Here is an 18,317-nt window from a genome sequence, read left to right on the forward strand (position 1 = left end):
CTACTTTGCCATTGGCAATAATACTGCCACATACCGCTGGGCCCAATTTGCAAGCTCTACCCTATTGCGTGAATTTGTTTTTTTAAAAGCACTGTATAAATGCGTTTTAACAGTGTGATCACTTATATTAAGTTTATCCGCAATTATATTATTACTAGCCCCTTGAGCTATTAAATGAATAACCGATTTTTCTCGCTTAGTTAAATGAGCGTAGTCATCCTGCTTTAAACTAATATCGTCTTGTAAAGAATTAAAAGATGAAGCAACTAATAAAATATCGCTAAACGCTTTAGAAATTACTTTTCGGGTAAACCACAATTCATCCGATGTGACCCTAACTAACCCTTTAAAAATAACTTCTGGGGCATCCGATTTATAAAAAACGCCATTTATATGGTTCATTAATAAATTTTTTTCGCAAACGGCTTCTTGCTCTACATTAAATAAAACAACCTTATGCTTTTTAGCCAAACAGAGTAAATCAGCAGGAAGTAAATCTAACCAATTATTTTTAGCACCATCAATTAAATATAAATCAAACTTGTCGCGTGCGTCTTGTTTAGGTAATGCATCATCCATTTTTATGTCACCAAAAATAGCCTGCATTGTTTTTAGTATAATGGTATAGCTTTCACAATGAAAAGAAGATTGAAAGGTTGTTTTTACAAATACGGTGTGAGGTTTGAGCATAAATTTCATCCTTGAAACATTTACACCACACTACCTAATTTAAAAACAACTTACAATGCGATTTTGGTATTAAATGAAAACGATAAAAATTTATAAGTAATATTAATTTATTAAAAATCAATTAATTAAATAAATTCATTTGAATTTTGTATAGTAAACAACTGCTCTGATCAGTCATCACAGAGCGTATAAAAGCGCGAAGTTACGCCATTTGTCCAACCAAAACCTTGCTGTACTGCATACTCACCGCCACCTGCTTTTAGCTGTGGCTCACACACATTATACTTTTCTAGTAAGCACTTATTTTGAGCAAAGTCTTGCTCGACCATAGTTAACCAATTTTGCATAATACGCTTACTAAGGCCGCTAAAGCCGTAGTTATTAAGCCCTTTTACGCTAAACCATTGAAGCGGAGCCCAACCATTTGGGCTATCCCATTGCTGTGGCGTATCTGTAATAGTGGTCACTACACCACCATCTTTTAAAAAGTCTTGCTCTATAAGTTTAGCAACCTGCTTAGCTTGTTCATCACAAGCCACATTTACAAACAGGGCTGTACTTGCTGCAGCGCTTAATACGTCAGACTGACTCGCTTTACTGTGATTGTAATCAACAAAAAAGTGATGCTCATCGCTCCATAAGTACGTATTTATAAGCTGTTTTCTATTAGCGGCATAGGTATTAAATACCTCGGCTTGCGTGTTATTACCTAATAAAGTGTAAAACTCACTAAGCTGATTTTCTAAGTTGTACATTAAGCAATTTAAGTCAATTGGCACTATATCTGTTGTTTGTATTGAACTTAGCGAAAGCGGCTCGGCTAACCAGCGAGAGCTAAAATCCCACCCCGATTCGCACGCGGCACGAATATTGCGATAAAAATCAGGCTTTTCATGATCTGCAAAATCATGGGCTAACTCTAAATCTTCCCTAAGCGACTCGGCCCTAGGAGCAGCCTCATCGTCCCAGTAACGATTTAAAACGCCACCACAATTGAGCTTTACTACACGCTTAACGGCTGTTTGGTCAGTATTTAAATTATCTGCACCTTGCATCCAAAACGCATACTCTTTTTCAAGCGCGGTAACACAACTTTTTAGCCAGGCTAAGTTATTCGATTTGCTGTGCACATGTTGCCATAATAATTGCACCATAAGCGCTAAAATTGGCGGCTGGGAGCGAGATAAATAGTAGCGACGGTTACCATTTGGAATGCACCCAAAATCGTTTATTAAATCAATAAAGTTTTGCAGCATATCTTCAACAATGTCGGCTTTATTAGCGTCAATTAAGCCAAGCGCTGTAAAGTAACTATCCCAATAGTATATTTCCTGAAAACGCCCACCCGGTACAATATAGCTGTGCTTAAGTGCTAATAATGAATCGGCTTTAGGCGTGTCTGCTTCGCGGCGTAAACCATCCCACAGCGAGTTGATGTAACTTTTTACACTTGAAGTATTTACCTCAGTACTCATTTTTAATAGCGAGGTTGTTAAAAAGTGAGCGTTTACAAACTCTTTAAGATCAATGTTGCTAAGTGGTGCTACTTGCTCGTAACTTTCACACGCACTTTGCCAATTGGTACGTGCGGTAGCATCTGCAAATGTTTTACAGTCACTAAAAATATGCTGTGTTTGTACATCTTTAAATAATTGGCTATCAAAAAAATTCATAACAATCCTAAAAATTTAAGCATTAGCTGTATGTTGAGAAATGGCATGGGTGCGTTTTTTAAAAATAATCACGCTAATAAAAATCAAACTAATGGGTATTAAAGAAAGGTAAAATGCATGTTGCCCGCTAAAGTGCTCAAACACATAGCCTGTGATCATTGAACCCGTTGTGCCACCCAATGCAGAAAATACAACGATTAAACCAGTCATGGCCGCATGCTGATATTTTGGTAGCGCATTTAACATCACAGAATTTAATACTGGGTAAATAGGTGCCATAAAAAAGCCAATAAGAGGCAAAATAAATGCCGCTAACGGAGCGTCAAATAAGCTTTTAACCGCAGCAGTTGGTAAGTTTTCAGTAAGCGGCAACGTAATAATAATAAGTGATGCCATCGCAACAAGGCAGCCACATAAAACAAAAAACCAATTAATGTGTTTAAGCACCTGCCCTGCAACTAATCGACCCAGCGCAAGAGCGGCGGCAAATATGCTAGCTAACTGAATGCTTATAGCTACAGGTAACTGTAATACTTGGTTATTAAAGGTTGGTAACCAAGTTCCAACTCCTTGCTCTATAAGTACATATAAAAAAGCACTTATAATAAAAATAACAACAAGTGGTTGGTAAGTTAGCTTTAACATGGCCACAAAGTCACTTAAGCTCGAACTACTCTTATCGCTTTGAAGCGCAGGCTTAATAGGTGCAGCTACAACGCTTACAATCACAACTAAAGTAAGTGCCGCCAGTGCATAATATACATTTAGCCATGCACTAGGCTCATTGGGATTTATAAATGCCGTAAAAATCCAGTAGCCGCTTAATACACCCACCATAAAAATACCTTCTATGGTGTTTAATAACGACGAATGGCTATTTGCATCGTCTGTTACTTGGCCAATAATTGAATAAACAGAGACTTTTACTACAGCAAAACCACAGCCAATAGCCGCAAATAGCACTTTAAACATATAAAAGTCGCTAATCATTGCGGTGCTTACACAGGCCGCTGCAACCACAGTTAATGCGCCAAGCATAGCGAGTTTATAACCCAGCCTAGGGATAAACGATGCAACAGCAAAAGACATTATCGCAATCGATAAATCTTTAAATCCTTCCAGTACCGATGCTTCTGTTTTACTAACGCCTAGCGTATTTATTGCCTGCAAAATAACGGTACCTACGCTATTTAATAATATTGCAAAAATAAAATAGCTTGCAGCAATTGCCAGTGTGATTTTTGTTTTACTCATAGCTTGCCCTACTTACAACGCAATGCATTGTAACTTTATAAGCTAATGACCTTAGGGTATTAGCGTGTGTGTGTCAGTGAAGCTTGAGTGTAGTGTAGAATAAAATTCATTGCAATCGTTTGCATTTCAACTTTAACAATTAATACACATAGCTATAAATTAGCGCTTGCTAGACTGGCGAGTTATTAATTCTATATCAATAACTTGAGACTCTACTTTTTCGCCTAAAAATTGTTGCATCAACTTTTTAACTATCAAAGAGGCAGCTAACTGGGTGTTTTGTTTAATTGTAGAAAGTGATGGGTGGCTTATATCTGCCATTGCAATATCGTCAAATCCAACAAGAGCAACATCGTTTGGAATACTCACATAACGCTCTTTTAAGGCTTTCATTGCCCCGAGTGCAACCATATCACTACAGGCAACAATAGCATCAAAATACAGGCCTTTTTCACGCAGTAAATGGTTTACTGCTTGATAAGCAGAACCACTTGTAATATCAATTGAAACAACGTGTTGCTCTAGTTTATGTGTTGAAAGCGCAGCAGCGTAGCCGCGGTGTCTTTCGCTAATTTCGCCGTGTTCTGGGTCACCTAAAAACACAATATTTTTAGCACCATGCTCTATTAAATGCGCCGTTGCTTGCATACCGCCCAGGTAATTATCACTGCCTACTATAGGGTAGCTGCTAGTTGTTTTAGGGTCTCCCCACACCACTAATGGAATACCAGCTTTAGCGGCAGCCTCTATATTGCGCTGGTCTTTACCTTGTCCAACAACAATGATTCCGTCGGCTCTGCGTCCGTTAATAAAATAATTGGCCCAATCGTGTTGCGCCATTATGGAATTAGATAATAAAAGCTCTAGCCCTTGTTGATTTAGTGCTAGGTTAATTTCGCTGACTACTTTTAATAAAAACGGATCACTAATTGACTGCTCTGTTTGCACATCAAGGTTAATAATAACAGCAACTACATTTGTTTTTTGGGTGCGCAAACGACTGGCTGCCGTGTTTAGGCTAAAATTATGCTTTTTTGCGAGCTGCTGAAGTTTGTCGCGTGTTTCTTGCTTTATCAATGGGTTGTCATTTAATGCGCGCGAAACGGTAGAGGTAGATACGCCTGCTAATTTCGCTAAATCAGCTAATTTAATTTTTTTATTGTTCATGAAAACCTTGAGCCGCTTTGAGTTCGCTAATATAAATTGTAACTAGCTGACAATATAGCATTATTAATTTTTACTGGCGCGTTCCAGCTACAAAAAATCAATTCATTTGGTATTACGCTTAATAATCCAACAAATTAAATTCATAAATAATTTACAAATAAGTATTGCAAACGTTTGCATTTATCTCTAAGGTTTCACCATATACAGCCTGTTTACATTAACTTTTACTAATGGCGCTGTAAAAACACACTGTTTAACACACTAAAAACGGGATCACACATGAAATTCAATAAAGCAAAAAGCACACTAGCGTGTGCCATAACTTTAGCCCTAAGCTCACACGCTGCGTTTGCCCAAGAGCAAGCACAAGAAACCAAGGTTGAGCGCATTGTTGTTTCAGGCACGCCCACTGGCGTTGGTATCAGAAAAATTGATGCCGGCTACGCTGTAACAAATATTGATAGCCAGCAAATTATTAAACTGTCACCTAAAAGCACCGCCGACCTTTTTAAAGCCGTGCCGGGTGTATGGGTAGAAAGCTCGGGTGGTGAGTCGGGCGCGAATGTATTTGTACGTGGTTTTCCTGGCGGCGGTGACGCCCCGTTTTTAACGTTAAGTATTGAAGGTTCGCCTGTTTACCCTGCCCCTACATTATCTTTTTTAGAAAATTCATCGTTGTTTAGAATTGATGAAACAATAGAGACAATGGAAGCCTTACGCGGTGGTCCAAACCCTGTTTTATCTAACGGGCAACCAGGTTTAACAACAAATTTTCGCTTAAAGAGAGGCAGCGAAGATACCGAAGGCTTATTTAAATACACCACATCAGATTACGACTTACAGCGTGTAGATGCGGTTATGAGCGGCGAAATCACCGACGATTTATACTTTATGGTAGGTGGATATGTTAAAAGCTCACCCGGTATTCGTGATGCAGGCTTTACCTCTGAGAAAGGCAGCCAATTCACAATTAATATAACTAAAGATTTAGATAACGGTGAGCTTAACTTTTACACTCGCCAAACAGATGACCACGGTGCATGGTACCTACCTACCCCATTAAATATAGAAGGGATAGATGCAGGGTACACACAACTTGGCACATTAAACCGCCAAGCAACAATATTCACCGGGCCTGATGCACAAGCACATGATATAGACCTAGGTGATGGCCGAGGCTGGGATGGGCATGTTTCGGGCGGTAGCATTAAATTAGAGTTTGATAATGGTTGGCAATTATCAGATCGCTTTAACATAACCAAAGGCGATGCGAATACGTTTGGCCTAGTACCAAGCGGCTCAGCTACAACAGTTGGGGACGTTGCTGATAACGGCCAAACCGCGTTTGGCGCAGTAACCAATACAGAATACGCAAGCAATACCCCTATACAACAGCTTGGACGCTGGGTTGTACTTAAAGAAATTAGCTCATTTACTAACGATTTAGCGTTTTCAAAGCAATTTGATGACTTATCAGCCTCGTTTGGTTACTACACAGCAAGCACATCGGCAAACGATTGGTGGAGTTTAGGTAATACGGCTTACCACGTATTAGAAGCAGGCGGTGAGTCGTTGACTGGTATTGAGTGTAATCAAAGCACCGACGGCTGCGATTTTAACTACGATATAAGTTCAACAGGTGATGCACGCACCAACGCATTTTATATTACCACTCAATATAAATTTGCCGACGACTTTACCTTAGATGTAGGCATTCGCCACGAAAACCATGAAGTAGAATACAGTGTTGATGAAGGCCTAGACGGTATAATCACAAAGACTGTTAACTACGATGAAAGTAAGACCTCGTGGACAACCGGTATTAACTACTCTATTAACGATGATATGGGCGTATTTGCCCGTGTTAACCGAGGCTATAAAATGCCTTACTTTGACGACTTTAGAGATAACTTTAGCGCTTATGAAGGCGGCGAAAAGCTAATTAAAGAAGTAACTCAAGGTGAATTTGGCTACAAACTTATTTCAGACTCTACCGACTTTTACGCCACTTTATTTGTGAATGAAGTAAAAGGCGACACATTTGTACGCCGCCCAGGCGTACCTGCTGAAATTTTAACTAATGAAGCATATGGTGTTGAGCTTGATTATAACTTTAATCATCAGTCGGGTTTTTCGGTTAATTTAAATACCACACTACAAGAAACCGAAATTACGCAAAGCCCTACAAATGAAGGCAATACATCGCAGCGCCAGCCTAAATGGCAAGTGCGTGTAACGCCAAGCTACGACTTTGAGCTACAAGGTATGTACGCCACGTTATACGGTACACTTTCGGCAGTTGATGACCGTTTTGGTAACAACGAAAACACAGTGACTCTTGGTGGCTACGAAAAAGTAGACTTAGGCTTAATTTTAGAGCCAATAGAAGGTATAAAGCTTCAAGTAGCTATTGATAACTTAACTGATGAGCAAGGTATTACTGAGGGTGACCCACGTAATGCCGACGCGCCAAACGGTCGCTATATTATGCCGCGTACTACGCGCTTTAGTATAAGTTACGAATTTTAAATCCACTTAATAACAAAGGGAGCTTAGCTCCCTTTATTTTATTTTTTCTTTAAGTTTATTAAGCGCGTCAACCGAAAAACCACGGTCGTAAAAATGCAAAATTTTACCTGCTTTATTAATTAAAATTACACGAGAATTATTTGGGTTTTGATTGCCCGTAAATTTTTGTACTGCCTCTCCATCTTCATAAATGGTAATAACTCCGCCCCACAGCTCCTTTGGAATACCTTTGCGCATACCATTATCAATGAACGTACTAAACATACGTGGTGCCATGCCCGCAATGGTAGGTAGCTCATAAGTAGGGAGTGTTACACCGGCCATATCTAGGCCAATTAACCAGCGATCAATATCAAACTGGCTGTCTTGTTTATAGCCTATAAGCAGCAAGGTTTTTTCAGTGGTAAAATCACTCGGAATAACAAATTCTTTTTTCTCTAAACTTTCACCAGTGATTGTTGGAAATTGCTTTCCGACAACTTGCTGATTTGGGTATTGTGATGCGCAGCCTGTTATTAACAGTAACAAAAGCATTGTAAATATTGATCTAATCATTCTAATTAGCCTGTTTTTATAATAAATTTAGTGACTTATACGCAAACAAAAAGAGCGTCGATCTTTTTTAAAGCGCATGCTGCGCAATATAATGTTTAAATTTATCGACCTTCATTGGCCGGCCATATTTCCACCCTTGACCGTAATGCACACCAGCTGTTTTTAACATAGTCTCTTGCTCTGTTGTTTCTATTCCTTCAGCTACACAGGTGTAGTTAAACTTACGCACTAACTCCATAATATTCGGGATCATAGACGCTTTTAAACCTTGTGTTGCTATATCTTGAACAAAGGTGCGGTCTATTTTTAACTGATGAAAACTTAAATTTTGTAAGTTTCTCAAATTGGAGTAACCCGTTCCAAAATCATCAAGCGACAAGTTAAAACCAGACTCAACCAATGTTCTAAAATGCGCATGGGCAATACTGGTATCGAGGTACTCGTCTTCTGTTATTTCTAAGCAAATAGTAAATCGCGAATTAATAAGTGCAGGCTCTTGTGTCAACAGCGATACATTGCCCTGCTCTACATCACAAGGAAATATATTAATAGACACTTTAAAACCCGTTGGTAAATCATCTAATACTGTAAGCTCTTCAATTACTTTTGCTACCATTGATTGGGTAAACGACCACGTTAAATTATTCTTGCGTATCACCGGAATAAATTCATCAGGGTAAAGCGACCCGTATTTATCTTGAAAACGAGCTAGCACTTCACAGCCAACGACATTACCCGAATGCAAACAAATAATAGGTTGGTAAGTCCAATAAAATGAGCCTTTAGCTACCCCTTTGCGTACTCTGTTATTAATAGAACGCCGAGCGGCAATTTGATAATCCACTATTAGCGCACTCGACACACCCGTTAGGCAAGTTAAAATGAGTGAAATAATCAGTAAAAACTGATTGTCGGCAAAAAATTGGCTCCAAGGAGTTCTAACTGCAACACAATACCCTTTATTTTTTTCGCTGCACATAAATGCGGTTTCAAATGGTATTTGTTTGTGATTTGCAAGCTCTTTACTTAATCCGCTTTTACCCGCCAAATGAAATGCATCTGAACCCGACTTATAAGTAATTTCCCAATACGGAGCTGCAATATTGCTGCGACTGATAGCCGCGGTATCCATAATTAAATTATAGTTACCCTGCCTAACTATCACGACCTGCATTATTCGTTCTTCAAAAAGTAAAATTTTCAACTTAGGCTCAAACCGAACTCTAATGTTATTGTCGTTATTACTTTCGAGGTTGTTGCGAATGTAGTCGGGGGTTCTATCGTTTATGGGGGTTTTTAGTACACCCGAGCCCGTTGTACAGACAAGCTGATTATTTTTAAAAAAGCCAATATCTACAACATACTTGGCATCAAAAAGTGCACGTCGCATTTCAAGGAGGTTTTCGTTGCTACATTCTGAGAAATTAAATGAATTTAAAGGAAAAAGAATTTGACGACGCTCGCTTACAGCAGCGTCTATGTGGCTAACAATTTGTTTTGCATCTTTTTGTATTGCAGCTGCTAATTTGTGCCCAGCAAAATACAATAAAACTAAGCTACCCACTACAAAAACCAAAACACCGGTTAAAACTGCAATTAATGACTTTTGTTGGTATTTTTTCATTATGTCCTTATTGCCTATAAAGCATTCACTATCAGTGTGTTCTCCATCATTGCATAATCAGCCTTAAATGCAAATAAGCTCACAATATTCATAGTAAATAGCATACTTATAATTTAAACGTTAGCGTTCATTACGCATAAGCTTCATTTATTAAATTACACATCAAAGCCGCTACTTTAGCGTGCCCATCAGCATCAATATGCACCCCATCAATAGCTGAAACAGTAATACTTTGCTGTAAGTCACAAAAGTAGTTTTTTTTAGCACGGGCAATATTTTCAAACTCTTTTTTTAATGCCTCGTTTTTACTCGGTGCGCCCTCGTAAACATGTTTATATTGCCCTACACACTTTACATAAGCAGGGCTTAAAATTATAAGCTTGGGTTGTTTATTACCTTCATAAAACTCTTCAATACTGTCTAGTAAGTTTGTTAAGCCTTGACCTATTTGCTCAGGCGTTAATTTAAAGCGCTGTTTTAAATCGTTAGTACCCAAGGCAATAATTATAACAGCCAAAGAGTGCGCTTCTAAAAGCGGCTTTAAATAACTTACACCCGATAACTCCCCAATAAATGGCGGGTTATTTACAAGCGTACGGTTAGGTTGTCCCGCCTCTATTACTGTAAATTGATCGCCCAACATTTCAGCTAACACCAACGGCCATCTAACCTTGCCCTCAAAACGCTTTCCCGTTACGGGGTTTAACCCCCATGTATTTGAGTCACCAAAACATAAAATAGCTTTTTTCATTAAAATGGATTCAAAGTGTAGCCTTGCTGCTGAAGTTGAGCATGCGCGGTCATAGCAGATAAAGACATGGTAACACCCTGTATTAGGTGTTTAGGCGCTACTTTAAAATGCGTAGCCGACTGCCCGCATACAAATACCTGCGTGTTGTTTGCCAATAATTGTTTTATTAAGCTTGCGTTTTTATTATTAACGTTAAAGCGTTTTTTATATTCATCGTTCGATAAAACATCCTCACTTGCACCACCATGAATAACTAACGCTAATTTAATGTTCTCTGGTTTAACGCCATGTGCTACATGCATATTGATAAAGCGAGCAAGTGAGTTCATTGCATTATTTTGCTCCCCTTTTTTAGCGGCATCGGCCACATCAAACGCTATTTTGAATTGAGTCGAATTATTAATTTGCGCATGTTCTGGCACGTTATAATAATAACCAAAACCACTAATAGGCTGCTCATTAGCGAAAGATAATGGGCTTAATATTAAAAATAACAGTAAGTATTTCATAAACAATCCGTTTGTTTTTTTGCTTATAAATAAAGTACCAGATGCGTTGAACAAAAGGCAGTTATTCACGCTAAAGTTTGCGAACTTTTATGGTGGTGCGTTAAAAACTGCATCCCTAAATAACTAAATGTATTTTTAAACATCGCAACAAAGGCATCTGGCGCCTCACTTGACGATGCATTAGACAACAGTGAAAAATCTTTACTGCGCAGTAAACGCAACTTTGGTTTTAAATGTTCGTCATCCATGTAATCGGTAATTCTATCTATGAATGTTTTCATTTGTGTTGTGGTGCTGTACCAATAAACTGGCGAGGCAAATACCCAATGGTCGTAATGTAAAAGTGACTCAAAAAGCGAGAAAAACTCATCATCACTGTAGTTTTTACTGTAACTGTAAGGCGGTATTTTAAATTTATCTAAACACACAACATGCAGCTCATTTTGCTCAGCAAAACTTTTAACATGTGCGGCTGTGTTACCATTTTTTCGTGCCGATGAATAAATAATAACGGTGTTACGACTAAGTTTTTGTTGCATTTTTCCAGCTCCTTTTTTAATGTTGAAGAAAGCTTAAAACCTCAAGTTATATTGAGGTCAATACAAGGAAAAAGATTAATGCCTGCTGAGCAAAAAAAACTTATCGACGCCACTTTAACAGTAGGTTACGTAGCAAAAAGAAGTGGTGTGAAGGTGTCTACATTACACTTTTACGAAACCAAGCAATTAATAAAAAGCTGGCGCAACAGCGGCAATCAACGCCGCTACAAACCCGACGTACTTCGCCGAGTGGCCGTAATAAAAGCGGCACAAACAATGGGCATTTCGCTAGACGATATTAAACAAACACTTGCCTCACTCCCCGATAACCGTACGCCCACTAAAAAAGATTGGTCTGCGCTTTCAAAACGCTGGCAAGCTCAACTAGATGAACGCATAGCGTATATGCAACTTATACACGACCGCGTAGATGGATGTATTGGCTGTGGGTGTTTATCACTCAACAGTTGCCCTATTTATAATAAAGACGATCATTTAGGGAGTGAGCAAAGTGGAGCAGTATTGTTAAACACAGGATAATTTAATCCAAAAAATGATGATTGACCTATAAAATAATAAACCAGTAATAATTATAATTAGCTAATACGATATTGATTATAGGCAGAGCATTCTTTAGAATGCTCTGCCTAAAAAGGAAGCAATACAAAAGGATTTTGCAATGACCCCTACAACTCCCTCTACCCAGAGTGAAACAAAAAGCCCTGCAGCTACTCAAAAGTTAGCTCAGGCTCTCAGAACCGTTGATAATAAAGAACTAAAAAGTACAGGCTTTTGGTTAAATCAGTTTTTTATGGTGATCTCGACAATTTTTGGTGTTTATCTGGCCGCACAAAGTGGCTTAGAGCAAGCCTTAAAATTTGATTCATTTAGTAAAATAGAAGATAACTACTACCTCAGAACATCTTTATTTGATGAAGTTAATGATAATGCAAATACCGTTGCAGAGTACGCCGAACGCTTATCAAAAAGCCCACCAAAATCTGAAATGGAATTTTTTAAGCCTACCTTAGAGAAGTATATTTGGAAAACAATGCAGTTTTCGCCTACTACACTCGAAACACCCAGTGAATTTTTGACTAAAATTCGTAGGTTTTATTCTAGAGCCGAATTTCTAATTAACGCTGCCATTGAAAGAAAAATGTCAGCTAAACAAGCTGCAATAGAGCTAAAAAAAATAACTAATTTAATTAAAAATGAAACATTACCCGCCTTAAAACAAAACGCGGAACAATTAAAAATGGAATTAAAACAGAATAATATTTCTGTCGGATCACTAAAGGAATTAACAAATGCCAATTAAACATTGCCCTCATTGTAAAACCCATGCTTTAGAAGTCACAAATTATCAAGGTGAAGAAATAGATATATGCCGTGAATGTGGCGGCCTTTGGTTTGAAAAAAATGAAGTTAATCGCATGATTGACGAAATTAACGATGGTCCTGTAGGTGACAAATTTGAAACAAGCTTTGGTGATTCATTAGGTATTTCAGAACTTGACTGCCCTGATTGTGATAAAAGCTTGGAACGTTTTCATCTTCTAGAAGATTTTCACACCGAAATTGATATTTGTAGGCATTGTGATGGTACCTGGATTGATAAAGATGAACTAGAAGGAGTTGAAAACAGCCCAGAATTAAAAGCGAGCCTAAACGAGCTAAATCAAGGAACAAGCTGGAAAACGTATTTTTTTCAATTTTTAACTCAAATGCCTGTTGAATATAATATAAAACCTCAGCGAAAAGCATGGGTCACTTTCGGTTTAGTTGCACTCAACACATTAATTTTTACTTTATACTTTTTCAATAAGGAAACATTTGGCATTGCTCTTGAACTTTTTGCCATGACGCCCGCAGATATAAGTCAAGGTAATAAGGTATGGACCCTACTAACTTGTGTGTTTCTGCATGGTTCAATAATGCACCTACTTGGTAACATGTACTTTTTATATGTTGTTGGTGACAACTTAGAGGATGTTTTAGGGCATAAGCGCTTTTTAATCTGGTATTTAGTGTGTGGGCTAATTGCTTCTCTCTCCAGTTACCTTGTTAGCCCTACATCTGCAATACCTAGCGTAGGTGCAAGTGGTGCAATTGCAGGTTTATTTGGTATGTACTTAATGTGGTTTAGGCATGCCAGCCTCACTTTTATGATTATCATTTACCAGAAAAAACTTTCTGCAGCTTGGTTTTTTGCAATTTGGTTGATTATAAACATATCTGGTGCGTTAAGCGGCCCTGATGGCATTGATTATGGCGCACATATTGGGGGCTTTGTTGCCGGATTATTGATTGGATATTTCTTAAAAAATAAAATTTTACAACAAAACCCTATCATTCGCTTACTCAATCAAAGCGAAGCACAGCTAAAGCGCTAATATTGTGATTCAATCACCTCCCCACTGATTCAGTTGTTTCTCAGTGGGGAGGGGTTAAAGGCTTAACTTAGCCATTTCCAAATACCCAAGAAACTCTAAAGCAAAAAAATATAAAACTATATTTAATAAAATGCACACCCAAAGTACCGTTATAAAACGCTTTTTTTGTGATTTATGACGCAATAATTGCTGAGCAATTAACGCCCCGGGCCACCCTCCACATAGTGCTAATAAATGAAGAGTTCGTTCGCTCGTGCGGCTTACTTTTTTATTTACCGACTGCTTAGCTTTTTGTTTATCCCACGCATACATAATAAATGTTATGGCACTAATAACCGTTATATAAGTAGGCGCAAAAATAGTTATGCCCCATTTAAAATGTGCAACCCATAATATGAATATAAAAAATAAGGATAGAATTATTAAGGTTTTCTTTATCAAGTAATTATCGCCTATACTAGTTTGTATCAGTTCAAATAATAAGAGAATAATTATGACATATTTTAAAGCGCTCCTTTGTACTTTATGCTTTTTAGCTTTTACAACCCACGCAAAAGAACAACCACTTAAACTTGATAAACACCTCAGTGTATTTCAGCCTTATTTAGGGTCGTGGCAGGCCGATTTTGATGTTGTACCAGGCGCTAAACCCGTTCAAGACGTGGGCTTATGGGAGCGTGCACTCAATGGTAAGGCAATAAGAACAAAGCACTCTATTAATGAGGGTGAATATGGTGGCGAGTCGATGATTTTTTACGATAGTAAAAAAGAGTCATTGGTTTTTTATTATTTTACAACAGCCGGCTTTTACACAAAAGGCACTATAAAAGTACTCAGCCCTACGCAATTTGTTGCTTACGAAGAGGTTACTGGTAGTAAAGAAGGTATTACTAAAGTGAAGTCGACCAGTGATTTAAAAAATGAAAAGTTAGTTGTGTCTACCTCCTACTTAAAAAAAGGTGAATGGACTAAACCAGAATCACGTATTTATACACGTAGCAATCAAGCCGTTAAATTTAAATAGCTATCATCGTTTACAGTACAAAAAAGGCAGCCCCGCTGCCTTTTTTGTTAATTAATACGCGATTATTTTGCGAATTTTTTAAATGGTTCGTCCACTGGCGTATTTGCTAGGTGGTTAGTGTAGTTGCTCATTACCTTTTGCGATAAACCTACAATAATTTCTAGTAGTTGCTGTTGGCCGTAACCGGCTGCAAAAAACTTTTCAATTTGCTCATCGCTAATTACGCCACGTTCACGCGTCATAGCCAGTGTTGTTTCACGTAGTGTTTCTAGTTTTGCATCTGCAAGTGGTGTTTTGTTTACTAGTGCATCAACAATACCTTGGTCAACTTTCATTGAAGCGGCAATTGCGCTGTGCGCTGGTACACAGTAATGACACTCATGCTCAACGTTAATTGACTGCCATACTACTGTTAGCTCTTCTGCGTTAAACGATGTTTTTTGAAATAAGTCGTGCAGTACTTGGTAACCTTTTAATAGCGTTGGTGCTTCAGCCATTACTGCATGTAAATTAGGTAGCATGCCAAATGCAGCAACTGAATCGGCTAATAAAGGTTTTGATTCTTCAGGTGCGTTTTCTGCTGTGTATAAAGTAAATTCTGCCATTGTTAGCTCCAAAAATGAGTTGTTTATGTAACGTCGAAATACATAGTATTTGATTTTGAGCGATTGCTCAAGTTAAAATTGAGCGAATGTTCAAATTAATTGAGAAACAGCATGGTCAATAAAGTAAAGTTTGAGCGCGAGAAGGTTGTTCGCCTTGCCAGTCAGCTATTTTGGGAGAAGGGATTTAACGCCACTTCTACTCGTGATCTACAAGATGCAATTAATATGCGCCCAGGCAGTATTTATTCTGCGTTTGGCTCAAAGGAAGGACTTTATATTGAGTCTTTAAAAAACTATACCATGCAAATAGAAGACCAAATAAAATCCTGTTTATTGGCGTCACCTACTATTATTGGTGGTTTACAAACGTTTGTTGAGAACGTGATTATTAAAGATAAAAAAAATGCCCCGAGCGCTATTTGTATGTTGGTAAAAGCAAATTGCGAATTTGCCGACGAAGACAGCGGTTTGTATTCATTAAGCCTTGATTTATCAGATAAATTTGAAGCCTATTTAAGCGATTTATTTGCACAAGCCATTGCGCGTGAAGAGCTAAAAGGCGAGGTTAGCCCAAAAGACTACGCCCGCTTTTTTAAAGTGCAATTTACAGGCCTACGCGGCTATTTTAACCGCCCGGGTGTTGAAGAGCTTGCACAACCTATGATCGATCAAATGTTTAAAATTATGAAAACGCTCTAAACCCTTTAGCTCAATTAATGGCAAAAAAAACGGCGGTAATGTAATTACCGCCGTTTTTTATTTTTAGAAATTATGTACCTGTTAGGTTTTTAACTTATTGAGTTCGCTATCTTGTTGAGCAACTAGCTTATTGAGAACTTCGCTGCTGTCGCCAGCCTGTGAAGATAAACCAGATAACTGAGAAGCTGCATCAGAAATAAGCGTTAAATTACGGTTTATTTCCTCTGTTACTAGGCTTTGCTCTTCAGCGGCTGTTGCAATATGCGTAATTTGATTAGTTATTTCATCCACTTTTACAACCACACTGTGCAGCGCGTCAAAAGCAACAGAGGTTTCGTCAACCGCGTTTTGTGCTCTTACAACGCCTTTTTCTATTACAGTGGAAGCATTGCCAACCTCATGCAGTAGGCTGTCTATAAGGTTGCTAATGTCATCAGTAGATGAACGTGTTTTAGAGGCAAGTGCTCTTACTTCATCAGCAACAACGGCAAAACCTCGACCGTGTTCGCCAGCACGTGCAGCTTCAATGGCTGCATTGAGTGCCAGTAGGTTAGTTTGCTCTGAAATAGTTCTGATCACATCTAAAATTTGCGTTATGTCTTTACTGCGCGTGGCTACTTTTTCAACCGCTTGGTTTGCCTCTTTTATTTCTTCAGACATGGTTTTAACTTGCGTCATAGCCGACGACAAGCTCGACTCACTGCTTACCACTAAGCCGTTAATTTCGTCAGCTTGCTGCGCCGACTGCTCAGACGCTCTTGCGACTTCAAGTGCCGTTGCGCTCATTTCGTTCATAGCGGTAACAACGCTTTCTATTTCTTTAAACTGCGCCTGCACATTATGTTTTGTGTCGATGGCTATATGCTGGGCAATTTCGCCTTGTTGCTTAGTCTGATCTGATACGGCTTTAAGCTCAGCAATTAGGTCGCGTAATTTGGTTAAAAAGCGGTTAAAACCACCAGCCAGTGCAATTAGTTCGGCATGGCTGTCTACATGTAAGGTGTGTGTTAAGTCGCCTTCTGAACTGGCTAGGTTATCAACGCGTTCTTGTATTTGTTCAAGTGGGGCAATAACACCTGCTACAACAAATTTCATAACTACAAAAGCAACACCCGCAATAATTAAGCCGGTTACTAAAATAATAGTGCCCAATGCTGCTGCGGTGCTTTGCATATTTTCGCTCAAAGCTTGTGGGCCAGCCAGTGCTAAATTTGCAGGTACTTCAATAATAAGCGACCACTGAGTGTCTGCAAGCTTTATATTTATGGGGTAATTAACCAGGTAAGTGTCATCCGCTTTTAAAAGATTGTTTTCACCTCGTACCTTTTCAACTTTACTGGTAATCGTGGATGACATGGCTTCTTTGTAAGGTCGGCCAAGCTTGGTTTTGTAGTGGCTACTGCCTACTATTAAACCAAAATCACTTAATAATGTTACCTTAGCTTGACCATTATAAAGCTCTTTTGAAAGCTGCTCTGTTAACGCTTGAAAAACCGGTAACGTTAAATCAACGCCAGATATACCAACAAACCGACCATCTTTGACAATAGGAACCGTAAGAGACGTCATCATTTCTGAGTTGCCTGGCGTAATTTCGTACAGGTAGGGTTCCATAATACAGGGCTTAACGTTGTCTTTAGCACACAAATACCATTCAGACTCTCGCAGGCCAAATTCATTAAGCTTAGTGAAATATTTTTCGGCAGGGTCGTCTACAACTTGCTGCTCAACCACGCCTGCTTTACTACGCGTAAAATAAATTTCGAGTGTACCAGCACCATCAACAGAGTGACTGTAGCCGCTTGTAAATTGAGTATCTTTAGAATCATAACCGTTTACTTCAAACTGGGAGTAGATGGAAGAAAGCGATTCATTATTATTTAATATGGATTGATTAAGATTAACAACGGATTCGCGACTAAGTGCATCATTACCCGCCGTGCCACTTAATATGGCAGCGAGTGAAAAAGGGACACGGTATGCCTCGTTAATAAACCCTGCAATTCTTTCACCATATACAGCCGCATTAGCACTTAGCTTTTCTTCAACCTCTGCTACTATGTATTTTTCTGACTGGGTTGATAGCTCATCGTTGCTTGATGATAGCTGCCACCACAAAACACTAGAAAGCACCAAAACTGTTATAAATATACTGCCTACTGTAATCCACAGTAGTTTTTTTGCTAACGATATTTCTCGCATTGACCCGCCCTTTGTTTAAACTACAAATACAGTTTAGACGATTTTATTAATCAAGCTATCGATAACCGTTAACAAAATTTAATTTAATACAATACGTTGA

At 38.6% G+C, this 18,317-nt stretch carries 18 protein-coding genes; 6 read left to right on the forward strand and 12 right to left on the reverse strand.

The genetic code is table 11. From position 1 onward, the window contains the following. The 4 genes from CWB62_RS09215 to CWB62_RS09230 form a co-directional block, all read right to left on the reverse strand. On the reverse strand, window positions 1–690 hold the full coding sequence (locus CWB62_RS09215) for a helix-turn-helix transcriptional regulator (protein WP_058404740.1): 690 nt from the start codon (window positions 688–690) through the stop codon (window positions 1–3). 170 nt (window positions 691–860) lie between these two features. After that, window positions 861–2,363, reverse strand: coding sequence for a trehalase family glycosidase (locus tag CWB62_RS09220; protein WP_058404741.1), 1,503 nt, complete (start codon window positions 2,361–2,363; stop codon window positions 861–863). A gap of 15 nt (window positions 2,364–2,378) precedes the next feature. Further along, window positions 2,379–3,617: an MFS transporter gene (locus CWB62_RS09225; protein WP_058404742.1), complete on the reverse strand. Its 1,239-nt coding sequence runs from the start codon at window positions 3,615–3,617 to the stop codon at window positions 2,379–2,381. 159 nt (window positions 3,618–3,776) lie between these two features. Continuing rightward, entirely contained in the window at window positions 3,777–4,817 is a 1,041-nt protein-coding gene (locus CWB62_RS09230) for a LacI family DNA-binding transcriptional regulator (RefSeq protein WP_268801452.1), read from the reverse strand. Between the two features lie 246 nt (window positions 4,818–5,063). Between CWB62_RS09230 and CWB62_RS09235 the strand changes: the two genes are divergently transcribed. Next, window positions 5,064–7,313 carry a TonB-dependent receptor gene (locus CWB62_RS09235; protein WP_138529677.1) on the forward strand — a complete coding sequence of 750 codons (2,250 nt, stop codon included), beginning with the start codon at window positions 5,064–5,066 and terminating at the stop codon, window positions 7,311–7,313. 33 nt (window positions 7,314–7,346) lie between these two features. On the opposite strand, the gene CWB62_RS09240 is transcribed toward CWB62_RS09235, so the two are convergent. From CWB62_RS09240 to CWB62_RS09260, 5 genes are all read right to left on the reverse strand, one after another. Then, window positions 7,347–7,868, reverse strand: coding sequence for a hypothetical protein (locus tag CWB62_RS09240; RefSeq protein WP_138529675.1), 522 nt, complete (start codon window positions 7,866–7,868; stop codon window positions 7,347–7,349). A gap of 67 nt (window positions 7,869–7,935) precedes the next feature. Beyond that, window positions 7,936–9,492, reverse strand: a complete 1,557-nt coding sequence (locus CWB62_RS09245) for an EAL domain-containing protein (RefSeq protein WP_138529673.1) — start codon at window positions 9,490–9,492, stop codon at window positions 7,936–7,938. Window positions 9,493–9,622: 130 nt separating this feature from the next. Further along, complete coding sequence (locus CWB62_RS09250; protein WP_138529671.1) at window positions 9,623–10,243, reverse strand: SGNH/GDSL hydrolase family protein; 621 nt, start codon at window positions 10,241–10,243, stop codon at window positions 9,623–9,625. Then, window positions 10,243–10,752 (reverse strand): DsrE family protein, encoded by a 510-nt coding sequence (locus CWB62_RS09255; protein ID WP_138529669.1) that lies wholly within the window; start codon window positions 10,750–10,752, stop codon window positions 10,243–10,245. The genes CWB62_RS09250 and CWB62_RS09255 overlap by 1 nt, the downstream gene beginning before the upstream one ends. Before the next feature lie 65 nt (window positions 10,753–10,817). Beyond that, window positions 10,818–11,291, reverse strand: coding sequence for a flavodoxin family protein (locus CWB62_RS09260; RefSeq protein ID WP_138529667.1), 474 nt, complete (start codon window positions 11,289–11,291; stop codon window positions 10,818–10,820). A gap of 78 nt (window positions 11,292–11,369) precedes the next feature. Here CWB62_RS09260 and soxR point away from each other — a divergent pair, with 78 nt between their 5' ends. The 3 genes from soxR (at window position 11,370) to CWB62_RS09275 (ending at window position 13,687) form a co-directional block, all read left to right on the forward strand. Further along, complete coding sequence (gene soxR, locus CWB62_RS09265) at window positions 11,370–11,831, forward strand: redox-sensitive transcriptional activator SoxR (RefSeq protein ID WP_138529665.1); 462 nt, start codon at window positions 11,370–11,372, stop codon at window positions 11,829–11,831. Between the two features lie 139 nt (window positions 11,832–11,970). Next, the gene (locus tag CWB62_RS09270) at window positions 11,971–12,612 is read left to right on the forward strand and encodes a hypothetical protein (RefSeq protein ID WP_058404751.1); all 642 of its coding nucleotides are present in this window, start codon (window positions 11,971–11,973) and stop codon (window positions 12,610–12,612) included. After that, window positions 12,602–13,687 (forward strand): rhomboid family intramembrane serine protease, encoded by a 1,086-nt coding sequence (locus CWB62_RS09275; protein ID WP_058404752.1) that lies wholly within the window; start codon window positions 12,602–12,604, stop codon window positions 13,685–13,687. The genes CWB62_RS09270 and CWB62_RS09275 overlap by 11 nt, the downstream gene beginning before the upstream one ends. Window positions 13,688–13,741: 54 nt before the next feature. On the opposite strand, the gene CWB62_RS09280 is transcribed toward CWB62_RS09275, so the two are convergent. Then, entirely contained in the window at window positions 13,742–14,128 is a 387-nt protein-coding gene (locus tag CWB62_RS09280) for a DUF1294 domain-containing protein (RefSeq protein ID WP_058404753.1), read from the reverse strand. Window positions 14,129–14,180: 52 nt separating this feature from the next. Here CWB62_RS09280 and CWB62_RS09285 point away from each other — a divergent pair, with 52 nt between their 5' ends. Continuing rightward, window positions 14,181–14,711: a hypothetical protein gene (locus CWB62_RS09285; protein ID WP_058404754.1), complete on the forward strand. Its 531-nt coding sequence runs from the start codon at window positions 14,181–14,183 to the stop codon at window positions 14,709–14,711. A 62-nt stretch (window positions 14,712–14,773) separates the two neighbouring features. Here the strand turns inward: CWB62_RS09285 and CWB62_RS09290 are convergent, their stop codons facing one another. Continuing rightward, window positions 14,774–15,316, reverse strand: a complete 543-nt coding sequence (locus tag CWB62_RS09290; RefSeq protein WP_058404755.1) for a carboxymuconolactone decarboxylase family protein — start codon at window positions 15,314–15,316, stop codon at window positions 14,774–14,776. Between the two features lie 111 nt (window positions 15,317–15,427). Here CWB62_RS09290 and CWB62_RS09295 point away from each other — a divergent pair, with 111 nt between their 5' ends. Continuing rightward, the gene (locus tag CWB62_RS09295; RefSeq protein ID WP_058404756.1) at window positions 15,428–16,015 is read left to right on the forward strand and encodes a TetR/AcrR family transcriptional regulator; all 588 of its coding nucleotides are present in this window, start codon (window positions 15,428–15,430) and stop codon (window positions 16,013–16,015) included. Window positions 16,016–16,096: 81 nt separating this feature from the next. Here CWB62_RS09295 and CWB62_RS09300 read toward each other — a convergent pair whose 3' ends face one another. Then, window positions 16,097–18,217, reverse strand: coding sequence for a methyl-accepting chemotaxis protein (locus CWB62_RS09300; protein ID WP_138529663.1), 2,121 nt, complete (start codon window positions 18,215–18,217; stop codon window positions 16,097–16,099). Between the last annotated feature and the right edge of the window lie 100 nt (window positions 18,218–18,317).

The organism is Pseudoalteromonas sp. S408, from assembly GCF_005886645.1.
Taxonomy (GTDB): domain Bacteria; phylum Pseudomonadota; class Gammaproteobacteria; order Enterobacterales; family Alteromonadaceae; genus Pseudoalteromonas.

Excerpts from the sequence above, each read along its gene's own strand:
- CWB62_RS09235 (WP_138529677.1), top strand. The coding sequence starts at position 5,064 with ATGAAATTCAATAAAGCAAAAAGCACACTAGCGTGTGCCATAACTTTA.
- CWB62_RS09275 (WP_058404752.1), top strand. The coding sequence starts at position 12,602 with ATGCCAATTAAACATTGCCCTCATTGTAAAACCCATGCTTTAGAAGTC.
- CWB62_RS09215 (WP_058404740.1), bottom strand. The coding sequence starts at position 690 with ATGCTCAAACCTCACACCGTATTTGTAAAAACAACCTTTCAATCTTCT.
- CWB62_RS09255 (WP_138529669.1), bottom strand. The coding sequence starts at position 10,752 with ATGAAATACTTACTGTTATTTTTAATATTAAGCCCATTATCTTTCGCT.
- CWB62_RS09220 (WP_058404741.1), bottom strand. The coding sequence starts at position 2,363 with ATGAATTTTTTTGATAGCCAATTATTTAAAGATGTACAAACACAGCAT.
- CWB62_RS09290 (WP_058404755.1), bottom strand. The coding sequence starts at position 15,316 with ATGGCAGAATTTACTTTATACACAGCAGAAAACGCACCTGAAGAATCA.
- CWB62_RS09240 (WP_138529675.1), bottom strand. The coding sequence starts at position 7,868 with ATGATTAGATCAATATTTACAATGCTTTTGTTACTGTTAATAACAGGC.
- CWB62_RS09260 (WP_138529667.1), bottom strand. The coding sequence starts at position 11,291 with ATGCAACAAAAACTTAGTCGTAACACCGTTATTATTTATTCATCGGCA.
- soxR (WP_138529665.1), top strand. The coding sequence starts at position 11,370 with ATGCCTGCTGAGCAAAAAAAACTTATCGACGCCACTTTAACAGTAGGT.
- CWB62_RS09225 (WP_058404742.1), bottom strand. The coding sequence starts at position 3,617 with ATGAGTAAAACAAAAATCACACTGGCAATTGCTGCAAGCTATTTTATT.
- CWB62_RS09300 (WP_138529663.1), bottom strand. The coding sequence starts at position 18,217 with ATGCGAGAAATATCGTTAGCAAAAAAACTACTGTGGATTACAGTAGGC.
- CWB62_RS09250 (WP_138529671.1), bottom strand. The coding sequence starts at position 10,243 with ATGAAAAAAGCTATTTTATGTTTTGGTGACTCAAATACATGGGGGTTA.
- CWB62_RS09285 (WP_058404754.1), top strand. The coding sequence starts at position 14,181 with ATGACATATTTTAAAGCGCTCCTTTGTACTTTATGCTTTTTAGCTTTT.
- CWB62_RS09295 (WP_058404756.1), top strand. The coding sequence starts at position 15,428 with ATGGTCAATAAAGTAAAGTTTGAGCGCGAGAAGGTTGTTCGCCTTGCC.
- CWB62_RS09245 (WP_138529673.1), bottom strand. The coding sequence starts at position 9,492 with ATGAAAAAATACCAACAAAAGTCATTAATTGCAGTTTTAACCGGTGTT.
- CWB62_RS09270 (WP_058404751.1), top strand. The coding sequence starts at position 11,971 with ATGACCCCTACAACTCCCTCTACCCAGAGTGAAACAAAAAGCCCTGCA.